The organism is Stenotrophomonas sp. OVS01A (assembly GCF_019969775.1).
GTDB classification, from domain to species: domain Bacteria; phylum Pseudomonadota; class Gammaproteobacteria; order Xanthomonadales; family Xanthomonadaceae; genus Stenotrophomonas; species Stenotrophomonas indicatrix.
In genome coordinates this window covers 44121-70354 of sequence record NZ_JAHXYV010000009.1, presented here as the reverse complement: position 1 = coordinate 70354, position 26234 = coordinate 44121, and the positions used below count along the sequence as shown (strand labels likewise).

23 protein-coding genes and 1 tRNA gene are annotated in these 26234 nt (G+C 67.0%); 11 read left to right on the top strand and 13 right to left on the bottom strand.

Annotated features, from left to right (window positions below; all coding sequences use genetic code 11):
• Positions 1-116 precede the first annotated feature (116 nt).
• The 8 genes from LC407_RS20205 to LC407_RS20165 all read right to left on the bottom strand — a co-directional run bounded on the left by LC407_RS20205 (position 117) and on the right by LC407_RS20165 (position 8912).
• The gene (locus tag LC407_RS20205; RefSeq protein ID WP_223483489.1) at positions 117-824 is read right to left on the bottom strand and encodes a DUF4124 domain-containing protein; all 708 of its coding nucleotides are present in this window, start codon (positions 822-824) and stop codon (positions 117-119) included.
• A gap of 43 nt (positions 825-867) precedes the next feature.
• Entirely contained in the window at positions 868-1428 is a 561-nt protein-coding gene (locus LC407_RS20200) for a Sua5/YciO/YrdC/YwlC family protein (RefSeq protein ID WP_032952114.1), read from the bottom strand.
• 121 nt (positions 1429-1549) lie between these two features.
• Positions 1550-4033 carry a DNA topoisomerase I gene (locus LC407_RS20195; protein WP_099785546.1) on the bottom strand — a complete coding sequence of 828 codons (2484 nt, stop codon included), beginning with the start codon at positions 4031-4033 and terminating at the stop codon, positions 1550-1552.
• Positions 4034-4255: 222 nt separating this feature from the next.
• On the bottom strand, positions 4256-5185 hold the full coding sequence (locus LC407_RS20190; protein ID WP_059065258.1) for an RDD family protein: 930 nt from the start codon (positions 5183-5185) through the stop codon (positions 4256-4258).
• Positions 5186-5233: 48 nt separating this feature from the next.
• Positions 5234-5968 (bottom strand): GYF domain-containing protein, encoded by a 735-nt coding sequence (locus LC407_RS20920; RefSeq protein ID WP_032976674.1) that lies wholly within the window; start codon positions 5966-5968, stop codon positions 5234-5236.
• Between the two features lie 39 nt (positions 5969-6007).
• Complete coding sequence (locus LC407_RS20175) at positions 6008-6481, bottom strand: DUF494 family protein (protein ID WP_025879062.1); 474 nt, start codon at positions 6479-6481, stop codon at positions 6008-6010.
• 43 nt (positions 6482-6524) lie between these two features.
• On the bottom strand, positions 6525-7652 hold the full coding sequence (dprA, locus tag LC407_RS20170; RefSeq protein ID WP_223483488.1) for a DNA-processing protein DprA: 1128 nt from the start codon (positions 7650-7652) through the stop codon (positions 6525-6527).
• A 132-nt stretch (positions 7653-7784) separates the two neighbouring features.
• A complete protein-coding gene (locus LC407_RS20165) occupies positions 7785-8912 on the bottom strand; it encodes a LysM peptidoglycan-binding domain-containing protein (RefSeq protein ID WP_140227722.1) in 1128 nt (375 codons plus the stop codon).
• A 128-nt stretch (positions 8913-9040) separates the two neighbouring features.
• Between LC407_RS20165 and def the strand changes: the two genes are divergently transcribed.
• The 5 genes from def (at position 9041) to LC407_RS20140 (ending at position 15083) form a co-directional block, all read left to right on the top strand.
• Positions 9041-9553, top strand: a complete 513-nt coding sequence (gene def, locus LC407_RS20160; RefSeq protein ID WP_025879059.1) for a peptide deformylase — start codon at positions 9041-9043, stop codon at positions 9551-9553.
• A 127-nt stretch (positions 9554-9680) separates the two neighbouring features.
• On the top strand, positions 9681-10604 hold the full coding sequence (fmt, locus tag LC407_RS20155) for a methionyl-tRNA formyltransferase (RefSeq protein ID WP_025879058.1): 924 nt from the start codon (positions 9681-9683) through the stop codon (positions 10602-10604).
• Positions 10605-10607: 3 nt separating this feature from the next.
• Positions 10608-11939, top strand: a complete 1332-nt coding sequence (gene rsmB / locus LC407_RS20150) for a 16S rRNA (cytosine(967)-C(5))-methyltransferase RsmB (RefSeq protein WP_223483487.1) — start codon at positions 10608-10610, stop codon at positions 11937-11939.
• Between the two features lie 22 nt (positions 11940-11961).
• Entirely contained in the window at positions 11962-13674 is a 1713-nt protein-coding gene (locus LC407_RS20145; protein WP_223483486.1) for a glycosyltransferase family 39 protein, read from the top strand.
• Between the two features lie 122 nt (positions 13675-13796).
• Entirely contained in the window at positions 13797-15083 is a 1287-nt protein-coding gene (locus tag LC407_RS20140; RefSeq protein ID WP_223483485.1) for an O-antigen ligase, read from the top strand.
• 25 nt (positions 15084-15108) lie between these two features.
• Here the strand turns inward: LC407_RS20140 and LC407_RS20135 are convergent, their stop codons facing one another.
• Positions 15109-15915 carry a glycosyltransferase family 2 protein gene (locus LC407_RS20135; protein WP_032976680.1) on the bottom strand — a complete coding sequence of 269 codons (807 nt, stop codon included), beginning with the start codon at positions 15913-15915 and terminating at the stop codon, positions 15109-15111.
• Between LC407_RS20135 and LC407_RS20130 the strand changes: the two genes are divergently transcribed.
• Positions 15914-16972, top strand: a complete 1059-nt coding sequence (locus LC407_RS20130; RefSeq protein ID WP_223483504.1) for a CDP-glycerol glycerophosphotransferase family protein — start codon at positions 15914-15916, stop codon at positions 16970-16972. The genes LC407_RS20135 and LC407_RS20130 overlap by 2 nt on opposite strands.
• A 146-nt stretch (positions 16973-17118) precedes the next feature.
• Here the strand turns inward: LC407_RS20130 and LC407_RS20125 are convergent, their stop codons facing one another.
• From LC407_RS20125 to LC407_RS20110, 4 genes are all read right to left on the bottom strand, one after another.
• On the bottom strand, positions 17119-18660 hold the full coding sequence (locus tag LC407_RS20125; RefSeq protein ID WP_154881121.1) for a PH domain-containing protein: 1542 nt from the start codon (positions 18658-18660) through the stop codon (positions 17119-17121).
• Positions 18657-19133 carry a PH domain-containing protein gene (locus LC407_RS20120; RefSeq protein WP_088101515.1) on the bottom strand — a complete coding sequence of 159 codons (477 nt, stop codon included), beginning with the start codon at positions 19131-19133 and terminating at the stop codon, positions 18657-18659. Before LC407_RS20120 ends, LC407_RS20125 begins: the two co-directional genes overlap by 4 nt.
• A 112-nt stretch (positions 19134-19245) precedes the next feature.
• Positions 19246-20379: a GTP cyclohydrolase II RibA gene (gene ribA / locus LC407_RS20115; RefSeq protein ID WP_032976682.1), complete on the bottom strand. Its 1134-nt coding sequence runs from the start codon at positions 20377-20379 to the stop codon at positions 19246-19248.
• Positions 20380-20453: 74 nt separating this feature from the next.
• Positions 20454-21374, bottom strand: coding sequence for a lauroyl acyltransferase (locus LC407_RS20110; RefSeq protein ID WP_223483484.1), 921 nt, complete (start codon positions 21372-21374; stop codon positions 20454-20456).
• 61 nt (positions 21375-21435) lie between these two features.
• Here LC407_RS20110 and dtd point away from each other — a divergent pair, with 61 nt between their 5' ends.
• The 5 genes from dtd (at position 21436) to LC407_RS20085 (ending at position 25895) form a co-directional block, all read left to right on the top strand.
• Positions 21436-21876 carry a D-aminoacyl-tRNA deacylase gene (gene dtd / locus LC407_RS20105; protein ID WP_032976683.1) on the top strand — a complete coding sequence of 147 codons (441 nt, stop codon included), beginning with the start codon at positions 21436-21438 and terminating at the stop codon, positions 21874-21876.
• Positions 21877-21966: 90 nt separating this feature from the next.
• The gene (gene rpoD, locus LC407_RS20100; protein WP_032976684.1) at positions 21967-23817 is read left to right on the top strand and encodes an RNA polymerase sigma factor RpoD; all 1851 of its coding nucleotides are present in this window, start codon (positions 21967-21969) and stop codon (positions 23815-23817) included.
• A gap of 274 nt (positions 23818-24091) precedes the next feature.
• Positions 24092-24403: a hypothetical protein gene (locus LC407_RS20095; RefSeq protein WP_223483483.1), complete on the top strand. Its 312-nt coding sequence runs from the start codon at positions 24092-24094 to the stop codon at positions 24401-24403.
• A gap of 44 nt (positions 24404-24447) precedes the next feature.
• Positions 24448-24523, top strand: a tRNA-Ile gene (locus LC407_RS20090).
• Positions 24524-24704: 181 nt separating this feature from the next.
• Positions 24705-25895 carry an integrase arm-type DNA-binding domain-containing protein gene (locus tag LC407_RS20085; protein ID WP_223483482.1) on the top strand — a complete coding sequence of 397 codons (1191 nt, stop codon included), beginning with the start codon at positions 24705-24707 and terminating at the stop codon, positions 25893-25895.
• Positions 25896-26234 lie beyond the last annotated feature (339 nt).

Genomic DNA, 26234 nt, shown 5'->3' with positions numbered 1-26234 from the left:
CCCAGCGCGGGGCTCAGATGCCCCGGTAGTTGCCAACCTTGGTTGGCACCGCTGTTTGCCAGCGCCCACCAAGGTGGGCGTCTACCAAAGCGGGGGTACCGTCCCCAGCACAGGGCTCAGCCGCCGCAGTCCTGCGCCAGCCGCGCGTCGATGCCACGCTGCTCCTTGCTGATCGCGGTGCGCTCGCTCTGCAGCGCGCTGTTGTAACGCCGGTCCAGTTCCCAGCGACGATCACGCAGGCGTGCGCACACTTCCTGCGGGGGCAGGGCGTGGCAGGTATCGCGCACCAGGATGTTGCCGGCAGGCACGTTGACACCGACGCCCACTGACGGCGGGCGATACACCGCAGGCCCGCCGCCGATGGGGGTACCGATGGTGTTGCCGCTGCCGGCCGGACGCGGCCCCGGATGCGGTCCGGGGTACGCACCGCCAGGATGACCATGCGGGTACCAGACCGTGGTCCACAGCGGCACCCAGCGCGGATTCCCTTCGTTGTTGTCGCTGGTGTAGCGGTCGCCGTCTTCACTCACGCATTCGTACATCGGCTGTGGCGGCTGGATGTAGACATGGCGCACCTCGCGCTCGCGCATCGCTGGCGTCTGCACCGGTGCGGGCGGCACGGCCTCGGTGCTGACCACCCGTGGCGGCGGGTCGCGCGGCCGTTGCAGGTCGCGCACTTGCTGGCGGCCGGCCGTGCAGGGCTTGTCCTGCAGCGCGACAGCACCATTGCTGCCGACGCAGCGGTAGACCCGCACGTCGTCGGCGGCAAGGGCCGGCAACGACAGCAGCAGAGCCAGAGACAGGACAGGGCGCAGCAGGGTCATGGGCGCAGCGTGCGCGATCGGCAACACCGACGCAATGGACCTGTCAGGAGCGCAGTACGTTGCCACTGAGCGCGTCGCGGATCGGCGTGGGTTGGGCCAGGCCGCCGGTCTGCCCATCGAGGATGCCGTCGAGCAGGCGCAGCAGGCGTGGGTCCAGTTCTTCGCGGCTGCGCGCGGGGGGCTCGCCGGCAAGGTTGGCGCTGGTTGATACCAGGGGGCCTCCCCAGGCCTGGCACAGCGCTGCGACCAGCGGGTGGGCGCTGATGCGTACCGCGATGCCGCTGTGTTCGCCGGTGATCCAGCCGGGCGCGCGGGTACCGGCGGGCAGGATCCAGGTGTTGGCGCCGGGCCAGCTGGCGAGCACTGCGCGCTGGCGTGCATCGGGCAGCGCCTGCAGGCGCACCCAGCCCTGCAGCTGCGACAGGTCAGCGGCCACCAGGATCATGCCTTTCTCGATCGGGCGCTGCTTCAGTCGCAGCAGCGTGTGCACCGCTGCCTCGTGCGCAGGATCGCAACCCAGGCCCCAGACCGCTTCGGTCGGGTAGGCAATCACCCCGCCACTGCGGAGCGTGGCGACTGCGGTGTCCAGTGTGAGTTCTTTCATGGCGGCGACCGGGCCCGGCGTGGGCCTTCATTATCCCCCCGCTGCGTGCAGAGCGGGTGGAGCGGTGGGGGCGGACCGTGGGTCCGCTCACCTTGGCAGATCATCCACGCATGGCGTGGATCTACTTGGCCGCCTTCTTGACGGCCTTCTTTGCCGGTGCCTTCTTGGCCACGGCCTTCTTCGCAGCCGCCTTCTTGGCCGGCGCCTTCTTGGCAGCAGCCTTCTTCGGCGCGGCTTCCTTCTTCACTGCCGCCTTCTTTGCCGGTGCCTTCTTGGCGGCGGCCTTCTTGGCGCCAAAGCCCTTGCGCACCGGCTTGCCGGTTTCTTCCATCAACTGCTGCACCTCGGCCAGGGTCAGCGATGCCGGTTCACGATCCTTGGGGATCTTGCCGTTCATCTTGCCGTCGCTGATGTACGGGCCGAAACGACCGTTCAGCACCTGGATGTCGCTGCCCTCGAACTCCTTGATGATCCGGTTGCGCGCGATTTCTTCCTTCTCTTCGATCAGGAACACGGCGCGGGCCAGGTCGATGGTGTACGGGTCGTCTTCCTTCTTCAGCGAGGCGTAGGTGCTGCCGCGCTTGGCGAACGGGCCGAAGCGGCCGATGCCGACGCTGACGTCCTCGCCCTTGTCCTCACCCAGCGCGCGCGGCATCAGGAACAGCTCCAGCGCGTCTTCCAGGGAAATGGTGTGCATCGACTGGCCCGGCCGCAGCGAAGCGAACTTGGGCTTGTCCTCGGCATCCTCGGCGGTGCTGCCGATGGCCGCGTACGGCCCGAACCGGCCCAGGCGCACGCTGACCGGCTTGCCGGTCTTCGGGTCGGTACCCAGTTCGCGCGCACCACTGGCCTCGGCACGGTCGACCGATTCCTTCTTGTCTTCGACCAGTTCCTTGAACGGTCCCCAGAAGCGCGACATCAGCGGAATCCACTCTTCCTCGCCACGCGAGACGGCATCGAGCTCGTCCTCCAGCTTGGCGGTGAAGTCGTAGTCGACGTACTGGGTGAAGTGGCTGGACAGGAACTTGGACACCGCACGGCCGACGTCGGACGGGCGGAAGCTGCGGCCTTCCATTTCCACGTACTTGCGGAACAGCAGGGTCTGGATGATCGAGGCGTAGGTCGAAGGACGACCGATGCCGTACTCTTCCAGCGCCTTCACCAGCGCCGCTTCGGTGAAGCGCGGCGGCGGCTGGGTGAAGTGCTGGTCGGCCACGATGCGCTCCAGCGGCACGCGGTCGCCCGGCTTCATCGCCGGCAGCTTGCGGCCTTCATCGTCATCCTCGGCGCTCTTGCTGTCCTTGCCTTCCTCGTACACGGCCAGGAAGCCGGGTACGACCACCGTGGTGCCGCTGGCGCGGAACACATGTTCGCTGCCGGCCGACAGGTCCACGCTGACGGTGTTGAGCGTTGCCGGGATCATCTGGCAGGCCACTGCACGCTTCCAGATCAGCTCGTACAGCTTGCGCTCGTCGTCGGTCAGGAACCGCGCGACCTGGGACGGGGTGCGCAGTGCCGAGGTCGGGCGCACCGCTTCGTGCGCTTCCTGGGCGTTCTTGGACTTGGTCTGGTAGGTGTTGGGCTGGTCGGGCAGCGAGGCGATGCCGTAATCACGGGCAATCACGTCGCGGATTTCGGCCAGCGCGTCCTGTGACAGGTTCACCGAGTCGGTACGCATGTACGAGATCAGGCCGACCGTGCCTTCGTCGCCGCCGATGTCCACGCCTTCGTACAGCTTCTGCGCGACCTGCATGGTCTTGCGCGTGGTGAAACCGAGCTTGCGCGAGGCTTCCTGCTGCAGCGTGGAGGTGGTGAACGGCGGCGCGGGGCGGCGCTTGCGCTCCTTGCTGGCCACGTCGGTGACATGCAGGGCGCCCTGTGCGGCCTGCTGGATGCGCAGGCGGGCGGCCTCGGCGGTGTCGCCGTCGGTGACGGTGAACTGCTCGAACTTCTGCCCGTCCAGCTTGACCAGCTTGGCGTTGAAATGCTGCGAGGGGTGCGCGCACTCGGCGGCGATCGACCAGTACTCGCGGGCGATGAAGGCTTCGATCTCTTCCTCGCGCTCGACGATCATGCGCAGCGCCGGGCTCTGCACGCGGCCTGCGGACAGGCCGCGCTGGACCTTGCGCCACAACACCGGCGACAGGTTGAAACCGACCAGGTAGTCCAGCGCGCGGCGCGCCTGCTGGGCATCGACCAGGTCGCTGGCGATCTCGCGCGGCTGGCTGATCGCTTCCTTGATCGCGCGCGGGGTGATCTCGGTGAACACCACGCGCTGCATCGGCTTGTCCTTGACCAGCCCACGCTCCTTCAGGATCTCGGCGATATGCCAGCTGATCGCTTCACCCTCGCGATCCGGATCGGTCGCCAGCAGGATGTCGTCGGCGCCCTTTGCGGCCTTGGCGATCGCATCGACATGCTTTTCGTTCTTCTCGATCACGTCGTAATGCATGGCGAACCCGTTGTCCGGGTCAACCGCGCCTTCCTTCGGGATCAGGTCACGCACGTGCCCATACGAGGCCAGGACCGTGTAGTCCTTGCCGAGGTATTTGTTGATCGTCTTGGCTTTGGCCGGCGATTCAACGATGAGCAGGTGCTTGGGCATGGCAGCAGGGTCTGTGGGTAAGCCGCGGGGAAGGGCCGCTAGGGTGGAGCAAACGGCCGCATTAGTGAAGCGGCCACGGGCAAATCAATAAACTGAACGCCCGGGACTGTGCCGGGCGTTCAGGTTTCACCTTATTAGAGGAATCACGCCCGGCCTGCCATTGTCAAGCAGGGGGGCGTGAGGATGGCCGTCCGCGACGGCGCATTGGCCCTCGATCCGCGATCACGACGCCATGTTGGCGATGACGCCGACGGCGAAGATGATCGCGGCGAAACCGGCCAGCATCAGCAGGCCGCCCAGCACCAGGATCACGATGGTCACCGTGCCCATCTCGCGGCGCTGCAGCTGCGGCTGGTCGGTATAGGCCCAGCGGTCGACCACCACGGTGTCGCAGATCAGGTCATGCAGGCCCTGCTTGCGCTCGGTGAAGGCGGCCATCAGGTAGCCGATGCACAGTGTCAGGCCACTGAGGATGGTGGCGAAATAGCGGCCGATGCTGCGGCCCAGGGTCAGGCGATCGCCATTGCCGCGCACGACCTTGATGCCGATGGCCATCTTGCCGAGGGTGGCACCGCCGCGGGAGGCATGGAACCAGCCGTAGTAAGCGGCGGCGATGAACAGGCCGGCCAGGCCACTGATCAGCTGGGTGACCACTTCAACCGCTGTTTCGCCGCTGCCGGCAGCGCCCATGCCCGCGCCGAGCACGAAGCCCAGCACGCCACCGACCACGCCGCTGGGAATCAGCAGGACGAAGTAGTCGATCAGGTAGGCGGCAAAGCGCTTCCAGAAGCCGGCATAGACCACCTCGCCGCCCTGCACCGGCTGCGAGTAGTCACTGCCACCTGCACCGGGTGCGGTGTACGGCGAGCTGCTGAGGGCGCCGGTGCCCGGCAGGGGCGCGGTGCCGTTGTCGATCGCGGCGTAGTCGTTGCGCAGGTCGAAGCCACCGGTGGCGGTGGACGTGCTGGCATCGGCCAGGGTCTGCAGGCCCAGCTCTTCCACCATCTGCCGCAGCGGCGCCCACTGCCCCATGCCTTCGCGCCAGACCAGGGTGTCCAGGTTCAACTGGCCACGCTGGAAGCGCTGGCGGATCTCGGTGACCTCCAGCGGTCCCTGGCGTTGCTGTCCTTCGGCGTAGTACCACTCAGTCATTGCATGTCCCCTGTTGGGTCGTCCTTGGTGGGTTGCCCGGTGCGCGGCTCAGCCGCGGCATTGCGTGGGCAGATACTTGTCGTCGCTTTCGCCGCTGCATTCCCAGCGCCCGCTGTCGCGGTCGTATTCGAGCCAGAGCAGGTCGCCATCCTGGCTCTTGCCGGGAACCGCCAGCGTCGCTTCGATGCCGCAGTGGCCATTGTTGAAGCGGCCGATATGCACGGCCGACAGGCCCTGGCCTGCGAATTCGTCCGCCGCCGGGAAGCCGGCGTCGTTGGCGCCCGGGCAGCGGCCCTGGTCATCGGCGAAGTGCTGGACCTTGTCCTTCAGCGGCTGCAGCACGGTGACCGCGCCGGCGACCTTGGCCTTGATGGTGTAGTCGTTGTAGGCCGGCAGGGCGATCGCGGCCAGGATGGCCAGGATCGGCACCACCACCAGCAGTGCGACGCCGCCGATGATGGCGGTCAACGCGCAGCCGGACAGGCCCTTCTTCGCGACCGGGGCAGCGTCCATCGGCGTGGTCGCGTACGGAGAGGCGGGGGGAAGGGTGGGCGGCAGAGGGGCGGCAGGCGGCGGCGGTGGTGCCGTGGCGGCTGCATCAACGGCGGGCACGATCAGGCCCAGTTCGTCGACCACGTTGCGCAACGGCTGCCATTGCGGCAAGCCGTCGCGCCATACGAGGGTGTCCAGGGTGATCTGGTTGCTGCGGAACAGCTCGATCAACTGTTCCGAGGGCAACGGGCCTTGCTGGCGGTTGCCTTCGGCATGGAACCACTCACTCACGGGGACGCTCCTGAATGCGCACGGTCCCCAAGTGTACGGTCAGTGCAGGGGTTCTGGCTCGTCCACGAACATCTGCGTTTCCATCCAGGCGTAGGCCGCCTCGGCGCCGGGCTGGTTGAACAGCACCATCAGCACGACCCATTTCAGGTCGTCCAGGTCCAGTTCGTCCTGGTCCAGGGCCATCGCCCGGTCCAGCACCAGCTCGCGCTGGCCGGCATCGAGGATGCCGTGCTGTTCCAGGTACAGCAGGAAACCACGGCACTCCACGTCAAGCTTGTCCAGCTCCGGGCCGTGATAGATGCGCACCGGGCCATCGACCCGGGCCTGGGCCGCGCTTGGGCGCTGCGCTGCCAGGGCATCGAGCCATTCGAATGCCTTGTTGATCTCAGTGGGGCTGAAACCGGCCTGGATCAGGCCATTCTGCAGTGAGTCGCGGTCACGGATCAGGTCCGCATCTTCGCTGAAATAGTGTTCAAACAGGTACAACAGTACATCCAGGATGCTCTCTTTCATTGCCCCTCGGCCTGCGTCGCGCGACGCTGTGGAGGTGAAGAAACTAGGGACGTCGACAGTAGCGGCCGTGTACGCACACCACGATCCCCGCAAGTTCCATGGCCAGCAGCATGGAGGACACCTCCGACGCCGTCAATCCACACTGCGTGATCAGTGAATCCATACTGATTGGGTCGTGCTCCAGCACCCGCCACAAGCGCTGGTAGTCAGCGTCGTTCGCCCAGCATGCCGGCAGGTCCGCCGGCGCTGCCTGTTCAGTGGGGGTGGCAAGCCGGGTTTGCAAGCCCGGAAGCTGGTGACGCAGTGCCGGGGCCAGCAGTTCCAGCACTTCTTCGGGCCGTTCGACCAGGGCAACCCCTTCACGGATGAGCCGGTGGCAGCCAGCGGCACGCGGATTGAGCACCGAACCGGGTATCGCGCAGACCTCGCGGCCGGCTTCGGCTGCCAGCCGGGCGGTGATCAGGGCGCCCGAGCGTTGTGCGGCCTCGACCACCACCGTGGCCAGGGCCAACCCGGCCACCAGCCGGTTGCGCGCGGGGAAGTGACCCGGCCGTGCGGGCGTACCTGGCAGGTACTCGCTGAGCACCGCGCCGTCGGTGGCGATTCTTGCCTGCAGGCGGGCATGGCTGGTGGGATAGGCGCGGTCCGGGCCAGTGCCTATCACCGCGAGGGTGCAGCCGCCCGCGTCCAGTGCCGCCTGGTGGGCGGCTGCATCGATGCCTGCCGCCAATCCACTGGTCACCGCCAGCCCGGCCTCGACGAAGCAGGTGGCAAACCGGGCGGCCAGGGCACGGCCGGCGGGGGTGGGTGAACGGCTGCCGACCAGGGCCACCGCAGGACGCCAGGCGATGGCCGGATCGCCGGCAACGAACAGCGCCAGGGGCGGATTGGGTGCATCAAGCAGGAGGGGCGGGAAGGCTGGATCGTTGCAGGCCAGCAGATGATGATCAGGCTGCTGCAGCCAGCGCTGCGCAAGCGCGAGGGCGCGGGTGTCGGGACGCTCCAGCGCAGCGCATTGTTCCGCCGTGCAGCCGTGGGCCCGCCAGCCTGCAACACCGAGCGCCAACGCTGCATCCGCATTGCCGGTGGTCTGCAGCAGCGCGCGCCTGGGTGCCAGGGAACCAGCCGCGATCAACAGGCGCAGCAGCGCCTCATGTCCATGCTCAGTCATCCCCCGACTATCGGCCTCACGCAACAAAGGCGCCCTAGGGCGCCTTCGCGTATTGCTGTCAGGGTATCCCGGAGGTTGCCGGCCGATGCGGCCGGCACTCCCTGCCGAGGCCGGGCGGGGCCCGGCGCCGGATCATTTCGCGTCCGGATGCAGCGCGCTGTAGCCCACACGCACCGGCTTCACGCCCTGCATCACCAACGCATAGCTGACGTTGTCGAAGGTGCGGAAGACCATGGCATGCGCGGCGTACTCATCCGGCAGGCTGACCCGGCCGGCGCCCGTGCTGACCGAGTCGTCCATGCGCGAGGACCCCGGGAACTTCATCCGGTGCGCCACGTGGCTGCCGTGGCGCCACAGCGAGAACACGGTGCCGTTGTCCACGCCCTGGGCGCGGCCAGCGGAAATCGCGATCACATCGCGCGGACCGCCGGTGCTGAACATGTCGGTGACTGCCAGCACGCGTACATCCACGCCTTCCACGCCGGCGGCGGGCACATGCGGGAAGAACTGCAGGTCGTACGGCGTGGCCTCGACCGGCACCAGACGGTCGCCTGCACGTACTTCACGGCCGCCGCTGGCGTTGTCCAGCGCCAGGGTCGACGCTTCGGTCTTGCCGCCGGCCACCTGGGTGATGGTGCCGGTGCCGACCTGTGCCAGCTCATAACCCAGCACGCCGCGGCGGTGGTTGGGCGCGCTGAAGGCCTTCCAGAGATTGCCGCTGCCCGGGGTGACGTCGCCGTTGGCGGTCAGGTCCTCGGTGGGCTTGGGTTGGGCGTAGCGCACGGTCGGGCGGACCACGGCCCAGCGCTGCCCGACCTGGGCGTCGGCCAGGCGCACATAGGCGGTCTGCCCACCGGTGGCGCGCAGGCGGTTGTCTTCCAGGCCGACCACATAGGGCAGCTGTTCGATGCTGTCGACCACGCTGAGCTGCTTCAGGAACGGCTCGACCTGGGCCAGCGGCACGCCGGTTACCGGGGCTTCCTGGCGCGGGCCGGGCTGGGCCGTCACGCGGTCCAGGTAGGCCAGGCTGAGGACGTCACCGGGATAGATCAGGTGTGGATTGGCGACCTGCGGATTGGCCTGCCATATCTCCGGCCACAGCCATGGTTTCTGCAGGAATCGTCCTGCGATGTCCCACAGGGTGTCCCCTTTGCGGACCACATAGGTGTCCGGGTGCCCGCCATTCACTTCCACGGCGGTAGCATAGGCAGCCACGGTCAGCATCGCCGCGGCGACGACCGTACGAAAACGAAGCAACATAGGTGTGAAGCCCTGATTCCCCAACAGGTTCGCGCACTATAGTCCAGAAACCGGGGCGCAAGGCAAGCGTTGGAGCTAGAATCTGCGACGTATGCCGGCGTACCCCGGCCCCAACCCCGGAAACTGCCATGGCTTTACTCCCCATCCTTGAGTTCCCCGATCCGCGCCTGCGTACCAAGGCTGCGTTGATCGATGCCGCCGAAGTGACCACGCCGGCGTTCCAGGAGCTGCTCGACAACATGTTCGAGACCATGTACGACGCCCCGGGCATCGGCCTGGCTGCCAGCCAGGTGGACGTGCACCAGCGCTTCATGGTCATCGACGTGAGCGAAGAAAAGAACGAGCCGCGCGTCTTCATCAACCCGGAAATCGTCGCCAAGGACGGGGGCCAGGTGTACCAGGAAGGCTGCCTGTCGGTGCCCGGCATCTTCGCCGACGTGACCCGTGCCGACACCATCACCGTCAAGTTCCTGGATCGCCAGGGGCAGCCGCAGGAGTTGACCACCGACGGCCTGCTGGCGGTCTGCGTGCAGCACGAGATGGACCATCTGGACGGCAAGCTGTTCATCGATTACCTGTCGCCGCTGAAGCGCGAGATGGTCCGCAAGAAGCTGGCCAAGCAGCGCAAGCACGTGGCGTGATCGCTGCTCCGGGCCGCCCTTCGGGGTGGCCCGCGCCCGCGCCTGCGCGTGACGCGCGGGCTGCATGGCGCCGGCCGACGGCGCCGTTTTTTTTCCTGCACGATTTCATCCTGCAAGTGGGGTTGCCATGAGGATTGTCTTTGCCGGTACGCCGGAATTCGCGGTGTCGTCGCTGCGCGCGGCCGCGCGTCATCACGAGGTGGTGGCTGTCTATACCCAACCCGATCGCCCAGCCGGTCGCGGCCGTGGGCTGGCACCTTCGCCGGTCAAGCTGGAAGCGGTCGCCCGTGGCATCCCCGTGTACCAGCCGGAAACGCTGAAGGACGAAGCGGCCCAGCAGCAGCTGCGTGACCTGCAGCCGGACCTGATGGTGGTGGTGGCCTATGGCCTGATCCTGCCCAAGGCGGTGCTGACCATTCCGACCCACGGTTGCTGGAACGTGCATGGTTCGCTGCTGCCGCGCTGGCGTGGCGCCGCACCGATCCAGCGCGCCATCCAGGCCGGTGACAGCAAGACCGGCATCTGCCTGATGCAGATGGAAGCCGGCCTGGATACGGGCCCGGTGCTGCTGCACCAGGAGCTGCCGATCGCCGCTACCGATACCGGTGGCCAGCTGCACGACAAGCTGGCCGAGCTCGGCGCGCAGGTGCTGTCCGATGGGCTGGGCCTGCTGCGCGCCGGCATCAAGCCGATCGCACGGCCGCAGCCGGAGCAGGGCGTGACATACGCGCACAAGCTGGACAAGGCCGAGGCAAAACTTGACTGGGCGCAGGACGCAGAAGCGTTGGCGCGCACGGTGCGTGCATTTAATCCGTGGCCGATTGCCGAGGCACTGCTGGCCGGTGAGCGCGTGCGCATCCACGGCGCGGTGGCGCTGGATGTGACGCATGGCCAGGCGCCGGGCACGGTGCTGGCCGCGGGCCGCGAGGGCATCGACATCGCCTGCGGGCAGGGCGCGTTGCGCCTGCGCGTGCTGCAGCGCGAAGGCGGCAAGGCAATTACCGCTGCCGACTACCTCAATGCGCGCCGTGATCTGCGCGTGGGGGTTTGACGGGTGAGCAAGGCAAACGATTTTTCCATCGCCAAGGCGGCGCCGGGCGCGGCCACCCGGATGCTGGCTGCGCGCGTGCTGGCGCAGGTGTTCACCCGCGGTCGTTCGCTCAAGGCGGAACTGGCCTGGGCGCTGCCGAAGCTGTCCGACACCCGCGACCGCGCGCTGCTTGAAGCGTTGTGCTTTGCGGTGCTGCGTCGTCGCAGCACCTATGACGCCGCCCTGCAGGGATGGATGCAGAAGCCGCTGTCCGCACGCGATGCCGACCTGCGCACGTTGCTGATGGTGGGCTTCGCCCAGCTGGATGTGCTGGAACTGCCTGCCCATGCGGCGCTGTCGGCGACGGTCGATGCTGCACGCGCACTTGGCCGCGAACGCCAGGCTGGCCTGGTCAATGCGATCCTGCGACGGGCCCAGCGCGAAGGCTTCCCCGAACAACCGGCGCGCGACGCATTTCCGGCGTGGCTGGCCGAGGCCGTCGAGCACGACTGGCCAGCACAGGCCGAGGCGATCTTCGCCGCCAGCCTGCAGCCAGCGCCGCTGTGGCTGCGTGCCAACCGCCAGCAGGGCGGGCGCGACAAGATGATGGCGGCCCTGGCCGAGGCGGGCATTGCCGCCGAAGCCAGCGCGCTGAGCGCTGATGCGCTGCGACTGGCCGTGCCGGTTCCGGTGAACCAGCTGCCCGGTTTCGGCGAAGGCCTGCTGTCGGTGCAGGATCTGTCGGCGCAGTGTGCAGCCGACGCGCTGGCGCCGCCGGCAGGCAGCCGCGTGCTCGACGCCTGTGCCGCCCCGGGCGGCAAGTCGGCGCACCTGCTCGAGCGTGACCCCAGCCTGCAATTGCTGGCGCTGGATATCGATGCCCGTCGTCTGGCGCGCGCCAGGGATACGTTCGCCCGCACCGGTGTGGGCGAAGGCGCCCAGGTCCTGGTGGCCGATGCCAGCGATCCGGGGGCATGGTGGGACGGCGTTCCGTTCGACGCGATCCTGCTGGACGCACCGTGCTCGGCCACCGGCGTCATCCGCCGGCAACCGGACGTGATGTTCCATCGCCGTGCGGAAGACATCGATGCGCTGGTCGGCATCCAGGCCCGGTTGCTGGAAGCCTGCTGGTCGATGCTGCGCCCCGGCGGTGTGCTGCTGTATGCCACCTGCTCGATCCTGCGCGCGGAAAACGTCGATCAGGTAAAGGGCTTCCTGAAATGGCACGCGGATGCGGAAGCGGTCGCGCTGGATGACGCATTTGGTCTGGATTGTGACGGTATTGCTCGCCAGCGCCTGCCCGGTGAAAACGATGCTGACGGATTTTTCTACGCGCGTCTGCTAAAAAAGGGCTGACCCAACCGCTGTCCGAGCCCCCATGCTGAAAACCCGTGCGTCACGCCAGACGTGGCTGTTCGTTGTGATGGCCCTGTTGGTGTTGGGTGCCGGGCTGGGACTACGCGATCCCTGGCCCTCGGACGAACCGCGCTTCGCCCTGGTCGCCAAGCAGATGGTGGACAGCGGCGACTGGCTGTTCCCGCACCGTGGGCTGGAGCTGTACTCGGACAAGCCGCCGATGCTGATGTGGTGGCAGGCCACGCTGTACAGCGTGATCGGCAACTGGCGCGTGGCGTTCCTGCTGCCTTCGCTGATCGCTGCACTGGGCACGCTGTGGTGCGTGGTCGACCTCGGGCGGCGCCTGTGGACACGCCAGGTCGGCCTGTACGCTGGCTGGGCGCTGCTGTTCGCCCTGCAGTTCACCTTCCAGTCGAAGAAGGCGCAGATCGACCCGCTGGTGGTGTTGTTCATCACCCTGGCCAACTATGGCCTGCTTCGCCACCTGTTGCTGGGGCCTGCCTGGCGCTGGTGGTGGCTGGGCTGGTTCTTTGCCGGCATCGGGGTGATCACCAAGGGCGTGGGCGTGATCGCGCTGCTGATGATCGTGCCAGCGGTGATCGGCTCGGCCCTGCACTGGCCACGGGTGCGGCTGCATGCGCGCGACCTGCGCTTCTGGCTGGCACCGCTGGCATTCGTGCTGGCCATCGCGCTGTGGCTGGTGCCCATGGTGATGACCGCGCTGGCCACCCGTTCCGGCGAATACCTGGCCTACATGGACGACATCCTGTTCCGGCAGACCGCCAAGCGCTATGCGCAATCGTGGGACCACCACCAGCCTTGGTGGTACTTCCTGGGCACCATGCCGTCGATGTGGATTCCGGCCTTCCTGGCGGTGCCGTGGGCGATCCCCGCCTGGCGGCGCCGGCTGCAGCGCCGGGACGCACGCTATCTGTTGCTGCTGGGCTGGTGGGCGCTGATCGTGTTGTTCTTCTCGATCCCCAATGGCAAGCGCGACGTCTACATCCTGCCGGCGCTGCCGATGTTCTGCCTGGCGCTGGCGCCGTTGCTGCCGGGGCTGCTGCGCCGGCGTGACGCGCAATGGCTGCTGGGGGCGTTCACCCTGCTGCTGTCGCTGGGCACGTTGGCCGCCGGGTTGTCTGCCCTGCTGGGCAAACCCGGCTTCGAAGTGCGGCTGATGCAGACGCGGGGCATCGGCAATGGCGAAATGAACGCCCTGGCCTGGGCGGCGATGGCGATGGGCGGCTGGGGTATGGCCAGCCTGCTGCTGTTCGGGCGCGGCCGCCGTCAACTGGCGCTGGTTTCGACTCTCACTGCGGTGTGGGTGCTGTACAGCCTGATCGGCTATCCGCTGCTGAATGATTCAAGTTCCGCCCGCGGCCTGATGCGGCACACCGGCCAGCGTATCGGCGCCGATGCGGAGCTGGGACTGGTGGCCTGGAAAGAGCAGAATCTGCTGATGGCCGACCGCCCGGCAGCCACCTTCGGTTTCAACGAGCCTTGGGATGCGCAGCTGGCTGCGGCCGTGGAATGGCAGCAGTTGGCGCCCCGGCGGCGCTGGTTGCTGGTCCACGAAGACGCGCTGTTGCCCTGCATCGACCGCAACCACGCCGAGTTGGCCGGGATCGCCAACCGCCGCCGCTGGTGGCTGGTACCGGCTGCTGCCGTGCAGGGCCGCTGCGTGGCCAGCGCGGAGGAACGCGAACGTGAACGACGGCTGCAACGTGAGGAATAACCATCCTGGCCCGTGCTTGTCCAGACTGCCCAAGCGACAGCAAAGGCAGTAAAACGTCAGCGTGGGATTGGCCGTGCCGGTGATCCCGTTCATTCCGCCGGATTGCAGCGAACTTTTTCGACGTGGCAGCTTCACAGCACAACCTGGAATCCACGATCGGCGATCCGCTGGGCGTCCCCGCAGGCAGGCGCCCGCGCGCGGCGCACTGGCTGGCGCAGATCGGCCTGTTCTGCATGCCGGCACTGGTGCTGACGATCCCGATCAACCTGTTGCCCTACGCGCTGCTGCTGCTGGTCAGCACGGCGATGGTGCCCGGCCTGCTGTGGCAGGCCCGGCGTATGGACAAGCAGCCGATCAAGGTCCTCAGCTGGCTGATGCTGGCGGTGCTGGTGATGGCCATCGTGTCGGTCGCGCTGTTCGAACAGGGCTTGCGCGATGTCGACAATCGATCCCGCTTCCTGGTCATCCCGTGGATCGCACTGTGGGTGTGTGCGCTGCGCCCGGACATGCGCTGGCTGTGGCGCGGTGCGTTGGCCGGACTGGTGGGCACCTTCGTGCTTTCGGCGCTGCAGGTGTTCCAGGGTGCGGCACGCGCCGAACTGTTCACCAACGCGATCGTGCTCGCCGACATCGTGATGATGCTGATGGTGCTGCTGGTGTTCTGCCGGCCGTCGCGGCGCTGGTCGTTGGTGATCGTCGGAATGGCCGCCGGCTGCGGAACCATCATCCTGACCGGAAGCCGGGGCGTGTTCGCGGCCCTGCTGGCGCTGCTGGTGGTGCTGGCACTGAGCCTGCGCTGGCGCACCGGCGCGGCGCGTCTTTCAGTGCTTGCCGGCATGCTGGCCATCGGCGCGACCCTGCTGCTGTCGGTGCCCGAACTGCGCCACCAGGTGCGGTTGTCCGAACTGCACAGCGATGTGCAGCGCATGGAGCAGGGTGACAGCGACTCTTCGGCCGGGGCGCGCGTCGAGCGCCTGCAGGTGGCGTGGGAGACCTTCCTCGACCATCCACTGACCGGGGTGGGCATCGGCCACTTCGACAGGGCCATGAAGCGTGTGCCGGCCTGCCGCGAGAATCCGCAGGAAATCCGCTGCCACCTGCGCCATGCGCACAACGATCTGGCCGAATGGTCGGCCACCCAGGGCCTGCCGGGCATGTTGCTGCTGCTGGCGGTATACGGGGTGCCACTCTGGGTGTTCCTGCGCCTGCACCGGCGCAGTGGACACGCTACCTTCCGTGGCCCTGCCGCCGCCGGTGTGATGGTGGTGGTGTCCTACATCCTGTGCGGCCTGACCCAGTCGATGTTCGCGCATCAGATGACCGCAAGCTTCTACGTCACCATCGTCGGCCTGCTGACCGGCCTGTCGATCGTGGAAGGTGCCCGGCACCGGGCAAAGAACGCCCGGTAGCGTTCAGCCACGCTCGGCTCCGCACTCAGGGGTTGGGCGGATCGGACACAGCCTGACCATTGCCCAGCATCCACAGCATGATGGTCTTCTGACGTACGTAGTTGGCGCGCACGTAGGCATACACCAGGCCATGCCAGCCGTCGCGGAAGCCGCCACGGAACAGGAAGCCGCGCCAGAACCGCCAGGCCGGGGCCAGCACCAGCTTGCCGAGGGTGGCCCGCTTGCCGCGCGCGAACTCGTGTTCGGCCATCATCCGTGCGTACTTCTCGGTCTTGGCCAGCTGCTGCTGCAGCGAGCGGTAGGGGAAGTGGATGAGGTCCCCGCGCAGGGTGCCGACCGTGCCATCGACACTGGCTGCCTCATGGATCTCGCGCTTGCCGCGCCAACCGCCGTGGCGGCGGTCGAACAGGCGCAGCACCCGATCCGGATAGGCATTGCCGTGGCGCAGGAACCTGCCGAAGTACTCCGACAGGCGGGCGAAGCGGTAACCCGCATGACCTGCAAAGCCGCCGTCGCGGGCCTGCTCGATGGCCGTGCGCAGTTCCGGGCTGATGCGCTCGTCGGCGTCCAGGCACAGCACCCAGTGGTGGGTGGCCTGCTCGACGCAGAACGCCTTCTGGCTGCGGAAGCCATCGAACGGACGCTGCAGCACGCGGGCGCCGGCCGCCTCGGCGATGGCCACCGTGGCATCGGTGGACTGCGAGTCCACCACCACGATCTCATCGCAGAAGGCCAGCGAGGCCAAGCAGTCGCCGATGCGCCCGGCCTCGTTGAACGCGATAATGCAGGCCGAGATGCGAGGCCGTTCGATGGGAGCGGTCGTGGAGGACATGATGGCCGGGTACCTGTTGTTTGCGACGGAGCGCTATGCGCTGCCTATTCTCGCCCCGTTGGTGCAGGCCTTGCACGCTTCCGGCCAGGAAGTGGCGGCCTGGTTCGAAGATGGTGCGGCCGGTAGCCAGTTGCCCGGCGTGCCCAACATCGGCCTGAAGCAGGCCCTGGCGATGCGGCCGCGGGCGGTGTTCAGCGCGGCCAACTGGGTGCCGACCTTCCTGTCGGGGGCCAAGGTGCAGCTGTTCCATGGCTTCAACGTGGAAAAGCGCGACAGTGCGCGTGGCCACTTCCGGGTGCGCGGCATGTTCGACCTGTACTGCACGCAGGGCCCTGCCACCACCGCGCCGTTCCGCGGGATCGCGGCAGTGCAGGGCCATTTCGCCGTGGCGGAAACCGGCTGGCCGAAGCTGGACCCGCTGTTCCGCGACGACGGTGGCGACAGTGCCGCGCTGCGCAGTGCAGCCGGCGGCCGCCAGGTGATCCTGTTCGGATCTACCTTCACCGAGCGCTTGAGTGCCGCCCCGCACCTGCATGCGCAGATCGCGGCCGACATCGCCGCCGGGCAGCACTACTGGCTGCTGACCCTGCACCCGAAGTGCCCGCCGGAACTGTTCGAACGCTACCGCGCGCTGGCCGGCGCCAATGCGCGTTTCATCGAACCGGAGCAGGTGATGGCCGCCCAGCGCGCGGCCGACGTGCTGGTGTCGGACACCTCATCGATCGTTTCGGAGTTCATCGTCCAGCACAAGCCGGTGGTGACCTTCCGCAACCGCGTGCCGAAGCCGCACATGATCGATTTCGACGATCCGCAGCAGTTGCCGGCAATGCTGGCGCGCGCGCTGCATCCCGACGCGGCGTTGCAGGCGGAGATCGTGCGTTACGCCGATGCCATTCACCCCTATCGCGATGGCCTGTCCAGCGAGCGGGTGATCGCCGCCACCGAGGATTTCCTGTCCGGCGAAATGGGCGTGCTGCGTCGCAAGCCGTTTGGCAGCTGGGTGCGCGACCTGCAGATCCGCAAGGACCTGGGCTACTGGGGTCCGTCGCAGCGGTGATGTGGGTAGTGCCGGCCGCTGGCCGGCAACCACCGGAATGCGTGCGTTTGCCGGCCAGCGGCCGGCACTACCGTTGATCCACGCCATGCGTGGGTGGTGCAGTAGATCCACGCCACGCGTGGATGGCGGTTCAACGATCGGCCGCGCTACCAGCGCAGCTTGCGCCGTGCCAGCGCCGTGGCCAGTTCTTCCATCAAGGCATGTGCACGCGCCTGCGGCAGGTAGCGCAGTGCCAGTGCCACATCGCCATGCGCACCGGCGGTGTCCAGCTGCAGGCTGGCCGTACCCAGCAGCTTGTCCAGCGGCGAGCGCTGCAGGCGCAGGCCCTGCACCTTGTCCAGCTCGGCCCAGCGCCACCAGCGCTTCCACCAGCCGCCGCGCACCGCCACGAACTGGCCATCCAGGTGCCAGCCCATCCGTGCCATCTGCCGGTGCGCGATCAACAGGCTGACCGGCAGCCAGGCCAGCAGTGCCAGGGCCGGCAGGCCCCAGCGCCAGTACAGCGCGGCGGTCAGCAACGGCACCACCAGCAAGGTGGACAGCGACAATCGCCACCATCCGCGTTGCGGAATCGGTTGCCACTGCTGCGGCGGCCATTGCAGCTGCGGCAGCAGGTGGCGCACCAGCCCATCGCAGGCGCTTGCACCAGCCAGCGGTGCCAGTTCGCGCAGCGCGCGGTCGTCGTCGCGCGAGGGACCACCGGCGGCGCTGTCAATACGCAGCTGGCGCAGCCCGAACCAGCGTTGCAGGGTGCTCTCGCCCAGCGTCCATGCCTGGATGCGGCGGCGCGCGACGCTGCTGCGGGTGCGGCTGAGCAGGCCGGTGGAGACGGTCAGGCGCCGCTCGCGCTCGCTGAGGGTGAAGCCGTGGTAGCGCAGCAGCGTCAACACCACCGACAACACCCGCAGCAGCAGCCAGCCCAGCAGCAACGCGGCCGCCAACAGCACCAGCCCGCCGGTCACCCCGGCATGCAGGTGGCTGGCGTAGCCGAAGGCCTCGCGCCCACCACGCTGGATGGCGTCGTCCATCACCGGGCGCGGTACGGTCTGGAACAGGACGCCGAAGGCGGCGATCGCCAGCGCCCAGCCACGGTTGGATAGCAAGCCCATGCGCAGCACGTCCCAGCTCGACAGGCGCAGCAATACCTGCTCGTCGTCGGATGGCACGACATCGGCAGCCGGCGCGTCGCCCGGCGTCGGCTGGGGCGCCTGTCCACGCTGGCGCACCAGTTGTTCCAGGGCCAACGCCTGGTCCAGCCGCAGCACGCGCATCTCCGCTTCCGGACGCACCCCGCCGGCCGATTCCAGGCGCAGTTCGGCAACCCCGAACAACCGGTGCAACGGGTTCTGCCGCACTTCCACGTTGTGGATGCGGGCGAAGGGAATCTCGCGCCGGTTGCGCGCCAGCAGGCCGCTGCGCACGGTGATCGCATCGTTGCCGATGCGATAGCGGTAGCTGAGGTACTGCAGCACCGACACCAGCACCAGGGCGGCGATGGCGGTCAACGGGATCAACTGTGCCCACATCGGATCGCGGTCGCCGCGTTGGCCGAACACCAGCAACGCGACCAGCGGCAGGAAATAGTGGCGTAGCTGCATCAGCAGCACGAACAGCCACGACCACGGATGCAGGCGATGCTCGTCGCCACCGCTGGGCAGCGAGGGCGGCAGGGGCGGGGGCAGGCTCACAGGGCGTCGGCGTCCTGGTCGAGCTGATGGGCCAGGGTGTCACGCAGGCGCTCGGCATCGGCTTCGTCCAGGCCGCTGACGGTGACCGCACTCAGGCGGGTGCCGGCGGTGTGCACGATCAGCGTGGCCAGGCCTGCACGCCGCTCCAGGGGCCCGCGACGCAGGTCCAGGTGCTGCACGCGCGAAATGGGAATGCGGGTCTCCAGCTGCCACATCAGGTCGCGGCGCAGGCCCAGGCCCTGTGCGTCCAGCCGCCAGCGGGTGCGGGTCAGGCGCCGATGGCCGATCCAGGCGCCGAAGGCGAGGCCGACCAGCAGGCCCAGCATCGCTGCCCACAGGCCACCGGGAAGATCGAAGAACCACCAGAGGGCCGCCAGCGGTGCGCCGGGGATGAACAGTCCGCCGAAGGCGCCCTCCAGCGCCGCCAACCGGGCGGCGCGCCGCGGCAGGGGTTGCCAGTGGTCGAGGGGCATTTCGGCAGCAGCAACAGGCAAGGGCAGTTCGGTCACGCGGGCGTCCGTCGGGCAGCAGGGCGGGCAGGCGCGGTGATGGCCGCACCGCGCAGACGTTAGCAGGTCGCCCGCGTTACTGGGCGGCCTGGATCAGCGCATCGACATCCAGCAGATGGCCGGCGCGGTCGGCCTTGGTGCGCAGGTAGTGCTCGTTCTCGGCGGTGATCTCGCCGGTGACCGGAATGCAGTCCAGCACTTCGATGCCGGCATTGCGCAGGCGCTGTGCCTTGGTCGGGTTGTTGCTGAGCAGGGCAACACGGGATACACCCAGCCCGCGCAGCATCGCCACCGCGCTGCCGTAGCGGCGCTCGTCGGCGCCGAAGCCCAGCTGCGCATCGGCGTCGATGGTATCCAGGCCGTCGTGCTGGTAGCCGTAGGCGCGCATCTTCGCGGCGATGCCGGTACCGCGGCCTTCCTGGTCCAGGTACAGCAGCACGCCGCCGCCCAGTTCCTTCAGTTTGCGCAGGCCGCGCCGCAGCTGGTCGCCGCAATCGCACTTGAGCGAACCGAACAGGTCGCCGGTGAGGCAGGACGAATGCACGCGCACCGGCACCACTGCGGACAGGTCCGGTTCGCCGACGATGATCGCTACCTGGTCGCGCTGGGCGACGCCACCGCGGAACACCGCGAACGTGGTCATGCCGACGTCGCGCAGCGGCACCGGAGAACGCGCCACCAGTTCGTAATCATGTGCGGCGTGCGCGGCGCCTTCGGCCAGATCGCACAGGCCAACCTCGGCCGCGCCATCGAACGTGGCGTCGTCTGCATCCAGGCGCACGGCCACCATCGCCGGCAACAGCAGGCCCAGCCGGGCCAGTTCGACAGCGCCGGCATCGAACGCATCGCCTGCGCTCCAAGCCGCGGGCATCGGTCCGGGTTCGCGCAGGTAGCCCAGCGAGGGCAGGGCATCGAAGGCAACGCCGGCCAGCGGCAGGCGCGCGCCCTCGGGGGCCTCCACGCCGAGCACGCGGGCGCGGGTGGCGGTCAGGTACAGGTAATGGCGCTCGCGCGCGGCACTGGCGAAGGCGGCGAAGCTGCTGGCAGTGGCGCTGTCCAGCGCGATCACCGCCAGGCGCTGGCCCTGGCCATCGTGGAGCAGGACCGGGCGACCGGCGCGCAGTTCGGCGACCGCGCGCTCGCAGCGGATCGCTGCCGGATCACCGAACAGGGAGGAAGCAGACATGGCAGGACCGGGGGAGGCGGACATCGGTGTCTCTATGGGGGCGCCAGCGTCGTATTCAACGTGCTGCGGCGGTGTGTCGCAGGCCGGTGCAGCGGCTCTCAGTGCGGATGTTCGTCGGTCGCGTACGGGTCTTCCTCGCCGCTGCCCGGTGGCCGCAGCGTATAGCGCTTGTAGGTCCACTGGTACTGCGCCGGGTCGCGGCGGGCGATGCGCTCGATGCCCGCGTTGAGTGCGGTGGCTGCCACGTGCGGGTCCGGATCGGCCACGGCCGGGTCGGTCGGCGCGATGTGCAGGGCAAATTCCATGTCCGGGCCGATGCGCTCGCACCAGCCATACAGCACGGTCGCGCCGGTGCGCTCGGCCAGGCGGTTGACCAGGGTCATGGTCAGTGCCTGCACGCCGAAGAACGGCACGAACACCCCGTCGCCGGCCTTGGGCTGCTGGTCGGGCAGGATGCCGGTGGCACCGCCGTCCTTGAGCACCTTGAACAGCTGGCGCACGGCCGGGCCTTCGGCGCGCACCTGCTGCACGTTGTCGCCGCCGCGCACGATCTGCAGGAAGGCATCGCTGGCCTCGTCCTCCGGCGGCTTGTAGACGATGGCGATCTGGCCGCGCGAGGCCAGCCACTGGTTCAGCAGCTCCCAGTTGCCGTAGTGCGGGGCCGCCACGATCACGCCCCTGCCGCTGGCCAGGGCCGCGTCGTACAGCGCCTGGCCGTGGCGCTCCTTCAGGTGCAGGCGCAGGTTGTCGGCGGGCTTCCGGCTCCACAGGCGCAGGGTCTCGATGGCCTGCAGGGCGGTGGAGCGCAGCAGTTCGCGCTGCAGGCGGTCGCGTGCCGGTGCGTCCAGCTCGGGGTAGGCCAGCTCCAGGTTGCGGCGGGTGACGCGGCTCTCGCGGGCATCGAGGCGCACCCACGTCCAGGCCAGGGCGCGCGCGAACCCGCGCAGCAATGGCCAGGGCAGGCGGGCGAACAGGGTGGTGGCGCGGTAGACCAGCCGGGCTTTGCGGTGTGGATTCATCGGCCCCAGTTTAGCCAAGGGCGCTGCTATCGTGGCCGGCCCCTTGCCCGGAAGCCCGCCGATGCTCGTCCTGATTCAACGTGTCAGCCAGGCTGCCGTGCATGTGGAAGGTGAGGCGGTGGGGCAGATCGGCCCCGGCCTGCTGGCCCTGGTCGGCATGGAGCCGGGCGATACCGAGGCCCAGTTGCAGCGGATGGCCGAACGCCTGCTCGGCTACCGTGTGTTTGCAGATGAGGCCGGAAAAATGAACCGCTCGCTGCGTGATACCGGCGGCGGCCTGCTGCTGGTCAGCCAGTTCACCCTGGCCGCGGACACCCGTTCCGGCATGCGGCCGAGCTTCACCAGCGCGGCACCGCCGCAGGAGGCTGAACGCGGGTTCAATCGATTTGTCGACATCTGTCGTGAAAATCACGCGCCGGGGGTGGAAACGGGCCGCTTCGGTGCCCATATGGTCGTCAGCCTGGTCAACGACGGTCCCGTGACCTTCCTCCTCAGGCCCTAGGCCGCCGGGACCACCGCCCGGCAGGCCGGGCCCCGGGCTGGTATAATGCTACGTTCCCTATTTCCCCCTAGCCGGTGGCGCGAGCACTACATGGCCAACGAACGTCCTGCCCAATCCGAAATCAAGCAACTGATCAGCAAGGGCCTGGAACAGGGCTACCTGACCTATGCCGAAGTCAATGACCATCTGCCCGACGACATGGTCGACCCGGAACAGATCGAAGACATCATCGGCATGATCAACGGCATGGGCATTGATGTCCATGAAGTTGCTCCGGATGTGGAAACCCTGCTTCTCAACGACGGCAACACGGGCAACCGTGAGGTCGACGACACCGCAGCCGAAGAAGCTGCCGCCGCGCTGAGCGCGCTCGACACCGAAGGTGGCCGTACCACCGACCCGGTGCGCATGTACATGCGCGAAATGGGTACCGTCGAGCTGCTGACCCGCGAAGGCGAAATCGCCATTGCCAAGCGCATCGAAGAAGGCCTGTCCCAGGTCCAGGCCGCACTCGGCCAGTTCCCGGTGTCGGTCGAATCGCTGCTGACCGATTACGAAGCGCACAAGGAAGGCCGCAAGCGCCTTGCCGAAGTGATCGTCGGCTTCAACGACCTGACCGACGACGTGCCGGCCCCGGCCGCTGTGGTGGCCGATGACGCGGACGACGCCGATGCCGACGCCGACGAGGAAGAAGACGACGTCGACGGCGGCGATGAAGAAGCCGCACCGACCGGTCCGGATCCGGAGGAAGTGGCTGCGCGCATGCAGGCGCTGGGCGATGCCCTCAACGCCTTCAAGAAGGCTGCCGCCAAGGGCGACAAGAAGAACCTGCTGAAGCTCCGCGAGGAGATGTCGGCGGTGTTCGTCACCCTGAAGCTGCCGCTGCCGCTGACCGACGTGCTGACCAAGCAGCTGCGCGACACCATGGGCAGCATCAAGGCCCACGAGCGCCGCGTGCTGAACCTGGCCACCGTCACTGCCCGCATGCCGCGCAAGGACTTCATCCGCTCTTGGGAAGGCAACCAGACCAACCTGGAGTGGGTGGAAGACGCACTGAAGCGCAAGCAGAAGTGGTCTTCGGCGCTGCGTGAAGTGAAGGACCAGATCGTGTCCGAGCAGCAGGCCACCATCGACATCGAGAAGGTCACCCTGCTGGACCTGGACGAGCTGAAGGAACTCAGCCGTGCCATGGCCTATGGCGAAGCCAAGGCGCGCAAGGCCAAGAAGGAAATGGTCGAGGCCAACCTGCGCCTGGTGATCTCCATCGCCAAGAAGTACACCAACCGCGGCCTGCAGTTCCTCGACCTGATCCAGGAAGGCAACATCGGCCTGATGAAGGCCGTGGACAAGTTCGAGTACCGCCGCGGCTACAAGTTCTCCACGTATGCGACCTGGTGGATCCGCCAGGCCATCACCCGTTCGATCGCCGACCAGGCGCGCACCATCCGTATTCCGGTGCACATGATCGAAACGATCAACAAGTTGAACCGCATTTCCCGCCAGATGCTCCAGCAGTACGGCCGCGAGGCTACGCCGGAGGAGCTGGCCAAGGAAATGGACATGCCGGAAGACAAGATCCGCAAGGTGATGAAGATCGCCAAGGAGCCGATCTCGATGGAAACCCCGATCGGCGACGACGAGGATTCCCATCTGGGCGACTTCATCGAGGACACCAACGTGGAGTCCCCGATCGAGAACACCACCAACATCAACCTGTCTGAAACCGTGCGCGACGTGCTGGCCGGCCTCACCCCGAGGGAAGCCAAGGTGCTGCGCATGCGCTTCGGCATCGACATGAACACCGACCACACCCTCGAGGAAGTCGGCAAGCAGTTCGACGTGACCCGCGAGCGCATCCGCCAGATCGAAGCGAAGGCCCTGCGCAAGCTGCGTCATCCGAGCCGTTCGGAGCAGCTGCGCAGCTTCCTGGATATCGATTGATCTCCAGGTAGTGCTGACGTGTTGAGAGAAACCCCGCTTCGGCGGGGTTTTTCTTTGGGGGAGCCGGTGAGGAGTCGTGGCCATGCTTGGCCGCGGTTGGCGATGACGCATCCGCCCTTTGACGTGCGGAGATGACAGACGCACGCTGGCGTCGCAGGTGCTCAACACACCTCGTGGGCGGGCCGGATCACCGGCACCGAGGCGGACGCGCTGCGGGGACACGTGCAACGCGTGTATCTGCGGCATCACCCCTGTTGAGCATTGGAGCTTGGCCATGAAAGCTGTTGAACATGATGTGCCTTTTGTCGCTGCCCTGGGTTTCCCGCCGTTGATGACGTGGCAGGACGTCATGCAGAACGAACTGGAGGATCGGCTGGGCTTCGCCCGACGGGCCACGCTGGCGCTGCTGACGCAATCGGGAGAACAGTTGGTTGCGGGGTTTGCCGGTGGCAACCGGAGGGGGCTGGAGGGCGCAATGAAGGCGGTGGCGCTGTTCCAGGCGCACCTGCAGGAGATGGAGCGGTTGGCGGGGATGGCGGAGCGACGGTTGCAGCGTGTTGGCGAGGCGCTTGCTGCTGCCGACTGAGTAGCCGACTCCGGCCGTGCTCCACTACACTGTGACGCTGCGCAGGGCCTATAGCTCAACGGTTAGAGCAGGGGACTCATAATCCCTTGGTTCCAGGTTCGAATCCTGGTGGGCCCACCAATTGATGATCCTATGTCGTCCTATGAAGGCTGAAATATCCTGAAAAAACAGGGGTTTCGGCCTTTTTTGCGTCTGATTGCGTCCTATGTCATCCAGCAGAATCCAGACTTCTCTGGCGGTATCTTTGGCGGTAACCTCCACCCGCTCTACACCTGTTACCGCCAAATCAGTTGCCGCCACCATGTCATTGACCGATACCGCCATTCGCAGGACCAAGCCCACCGCTGCCGTGCAGAAGCTGCGAGACGGTGGAGGCCTGTACCTGCTGCTGAAACCTGATGGCGCCAGATGGTGGCGCTGGGACTATCGGCGTCCTGTGACCGGCAAGCGCAACACGCTGTCGCTTGGCACCTATCCAGAGGTGAGCCTGGCGTCTGTGCGCGAGCGCCATGCTGCTGCGCGAAAGCTGTTGGCCGAAGGTGTTGATCCGGGCGAGCAGCGCAAGGCGCAGAAAGTGGCCAGCTTGGAACTGGTCACCAACACATTTGAGGCGCTGGCGCGCGAACACCTGGCGATGAGAGCCAAGAAGCTGTCTGCCGGGTCGGTGAAACGAGAGACACGCTTGATCGAAAAAGATCTGACGCCGTACATCGGGCAACGACCCATTGCAGCGATCACAGCGCGTGAACTGTTGGAGACGCTGCGCAAGATCGAAGGGCGGGGCGCTGTCGAAACTGCACATCGGGCGCGGATGCTGGTCAGCCAGGTTCTTCGATACGCGATAGCGACAGGACGTGCAGACAGGAACGTGGCAGAGGATCTGAAAGGAGCGCTCACTTCGCCCGAAGGTCGTCACTTCGCCAGCATGACTGAGCCCAAGCAGATCGCAGAACTGCTGCGCTCAATACACGGCTATCAAGGATCACCGATTGTCATGGCGGCCCTGTGCCTAGCGCCGCTGGTATTTGTTCGCCCTGGTGAGCTTCGCCGTGCACGATGGTCGGACATCGACCTGGACAATGGCGAATGGCGGTTCACGGCAAGCAAGACCGGCCAATCGCACGTTGTTCCGTTGGCTTCGCAGTCTGTGGCGATTCTTAGGTCTGTGCACCCGCTGACTGGACGGAAAGAGTTCGTGTTCCCCAGTGTGCGTGGCAAGGGGCGCCCCATGAGCGAGAACACGATCAACGCAGCGCTACGTCGCCTCGGCTACGACTCCGACACTATGACCGGGCATGGCTTCCGCGCGATGGCACGCACTGTGCTGGATGAGGTGCTGGGCTTCCGTCCGGACTACATCGAGCATCAGCTTGCACACGCTGTGCGTGACCCCAACGGACGGGCATACAACCGTACGGCTCACCTGGTTGAGCGGGCAAAAATGATGCAGGCGTGGGCGGACTATCTGGACGGCCTGAGAGCCTCCCGCTGATCTCCCGTTCTTCCATCTTTCATTTCTGACTTACTGCTTTTGCTGGTTACAGTGGTAACACTGGTTACACCGCCGCGAAACGTCTTATATATCAGCCGGTTGCGTCCATTGTCGGAGCGCCGCATTCACTGGTTACAGCTGGTTACGCTGGTTACAGTGGCGCCCTATCGATCCACATTGGACGTATGCGGATCGATGGCGCGCGCCGATTGAATGGCTCTGCCGCAGCCTCTTTCCGGCCAGCGGGTGGCTAAGAAGGCCGCCGAGTTGTCGCCATGACGGCCGATGACCAGACCCAACCCGCCGGTAATCGATGATTCGCTCGCCGCACATTTTGCG

Excerpts from the sequence above, each read along its gene's own strand:
- fmt (WP_025879058.1), top strand. The coding sequence starts at position 9,681 with ATGAGGATTGTCTTTGCCGGTACGCCGGAATTCGCGGTGTCGTCGCTG.
- LC407_RS20130 (WP_223483504.1), top strand. The coding sequence starts at position 15,914 with ATGATGGCCGGGTACCTGTTGTTTGCGACGGAGCGCTATGCGCTGCCT.
- LC407_RS20095 (WP_223483483.1), top strand. The coding sequence starts at position 24,092 with ATGAAAGCTGTTGAACATGATGTGCCTTTTGTCGCTGCCCTGGGTTTC.
- rpoD (WP_032976684.1), top strand. The coding sequence starts at position 21,967 with ATGGCCAACGAACGTCCTGCCCAATCCGAAATCAAGCAACTGATCAGC.
- LC407_RS20135 (WP_032976680.1), bottom strand. The coding sequence starts at position 15,915 with ATGTCCTCCACGACCGCTCCCATCGAACGGCCTCGCATCTCGGCCTGC.
- LC407_RS20145 (WP_223483486.1), top strand. The coding sequence starts at position 11,962 with ATGCTGAAAACCCGTGCGTCACGCCAGACGTGGCTGTTCGTTGTGATG.
- LC407_RS20190 (WP_059065258.1), bottom strand. The coding sequence starts at position 5,185 with ATGACTGAGTGGTACTACGCCGAAGGACAGCAACGCCAGGGACCGCTG.
- LC407_RS20165 (WP_140227722.1), bottom strand. The coding sequence starts at position 8,912 with ATGTTGCTTCGTTTTCGTACGGTCGTCGCCGCGGCGATGCTGACCGTG.
- def (WP_025879059.1), top strand. The coding sequence starts at position 9,041 with ATGGCTTTACTCCCCATCCTTGAGTTCCCCGATCCGCGCCTGCGTACC.
- ribA (WP_032976682.1), bottom strand. The coding sequence starts at position 20,379 with ATGTCCGCCTCCCCCGGTCCTGCCATGTCTGCTTCCTCCCTGTTCGGT.
- LC407_RS20085 (WP_223483482.1), top strand. The coding sequence starts at position 24,705 with ATGTCATTGACCGATACCGCCATTCGCAGGACCAAGCCCACCGCTGCC.
- LC407_RS20200 (WP_032952114.1), bottom strand. The coding sequence starts at position 1,428 with ATGAAAGAACTCACACTGGACACCGCAGTCGCCACGCTCCGCAGTGGC.
- LC407_RS20110 (WP_223483484.1), bottom strand. The coding sequence starts at position 21,374 with ATGAATCCACACCGCAAAGCCCGGCTGGTCTACCGCGCCACCACCCTG.
- LC407_RS20195 (WP_099785546.1), bottom strand. The coding sequence starts at position 4,033 with ATGCCCAAGCACCTGCTCATCGTTGAATCGCCGGCCAAAGCCAAGACG.
- dprA (WP_223483488.1), bottom strand. The coding sequence starts at position 7,652 with ATGACTGAGCATGGACATGAGGCGCTGCTGCGCCTGTTGATCGCGGCT.
- LC407_RS20120 (WP_088101515.1), bottom strand. The coding sequence starts at position 19,133 with ATGCCCCTCGACCACTGGCAACCCCTGCCGCGGCGCGCCGCCCGGTTG.
- dtd (WP_032976683.1), top strand. The coding sequence starts at position 21,436 with ATGCTCGTCCTGATTCAACGTGTCAGCCAGGCTGCCGTGCATGTGGAA.
- LC407_RS20205 (WP_223483489.1), bottom strand. The coding sequence starts at position 824 with ATGACCCTGCTGCGCCCTGTCCTGTCTCTGGCTCTGCTGCTGTCGTTG.
- LC407_RS20175 (WP_025879062.1), bottom strand. The coding sequence starts at position 6,481 with ATGAAAGAGAGCATCCTGGATGTACTGTTGTACCTGTTTGAACACTAT.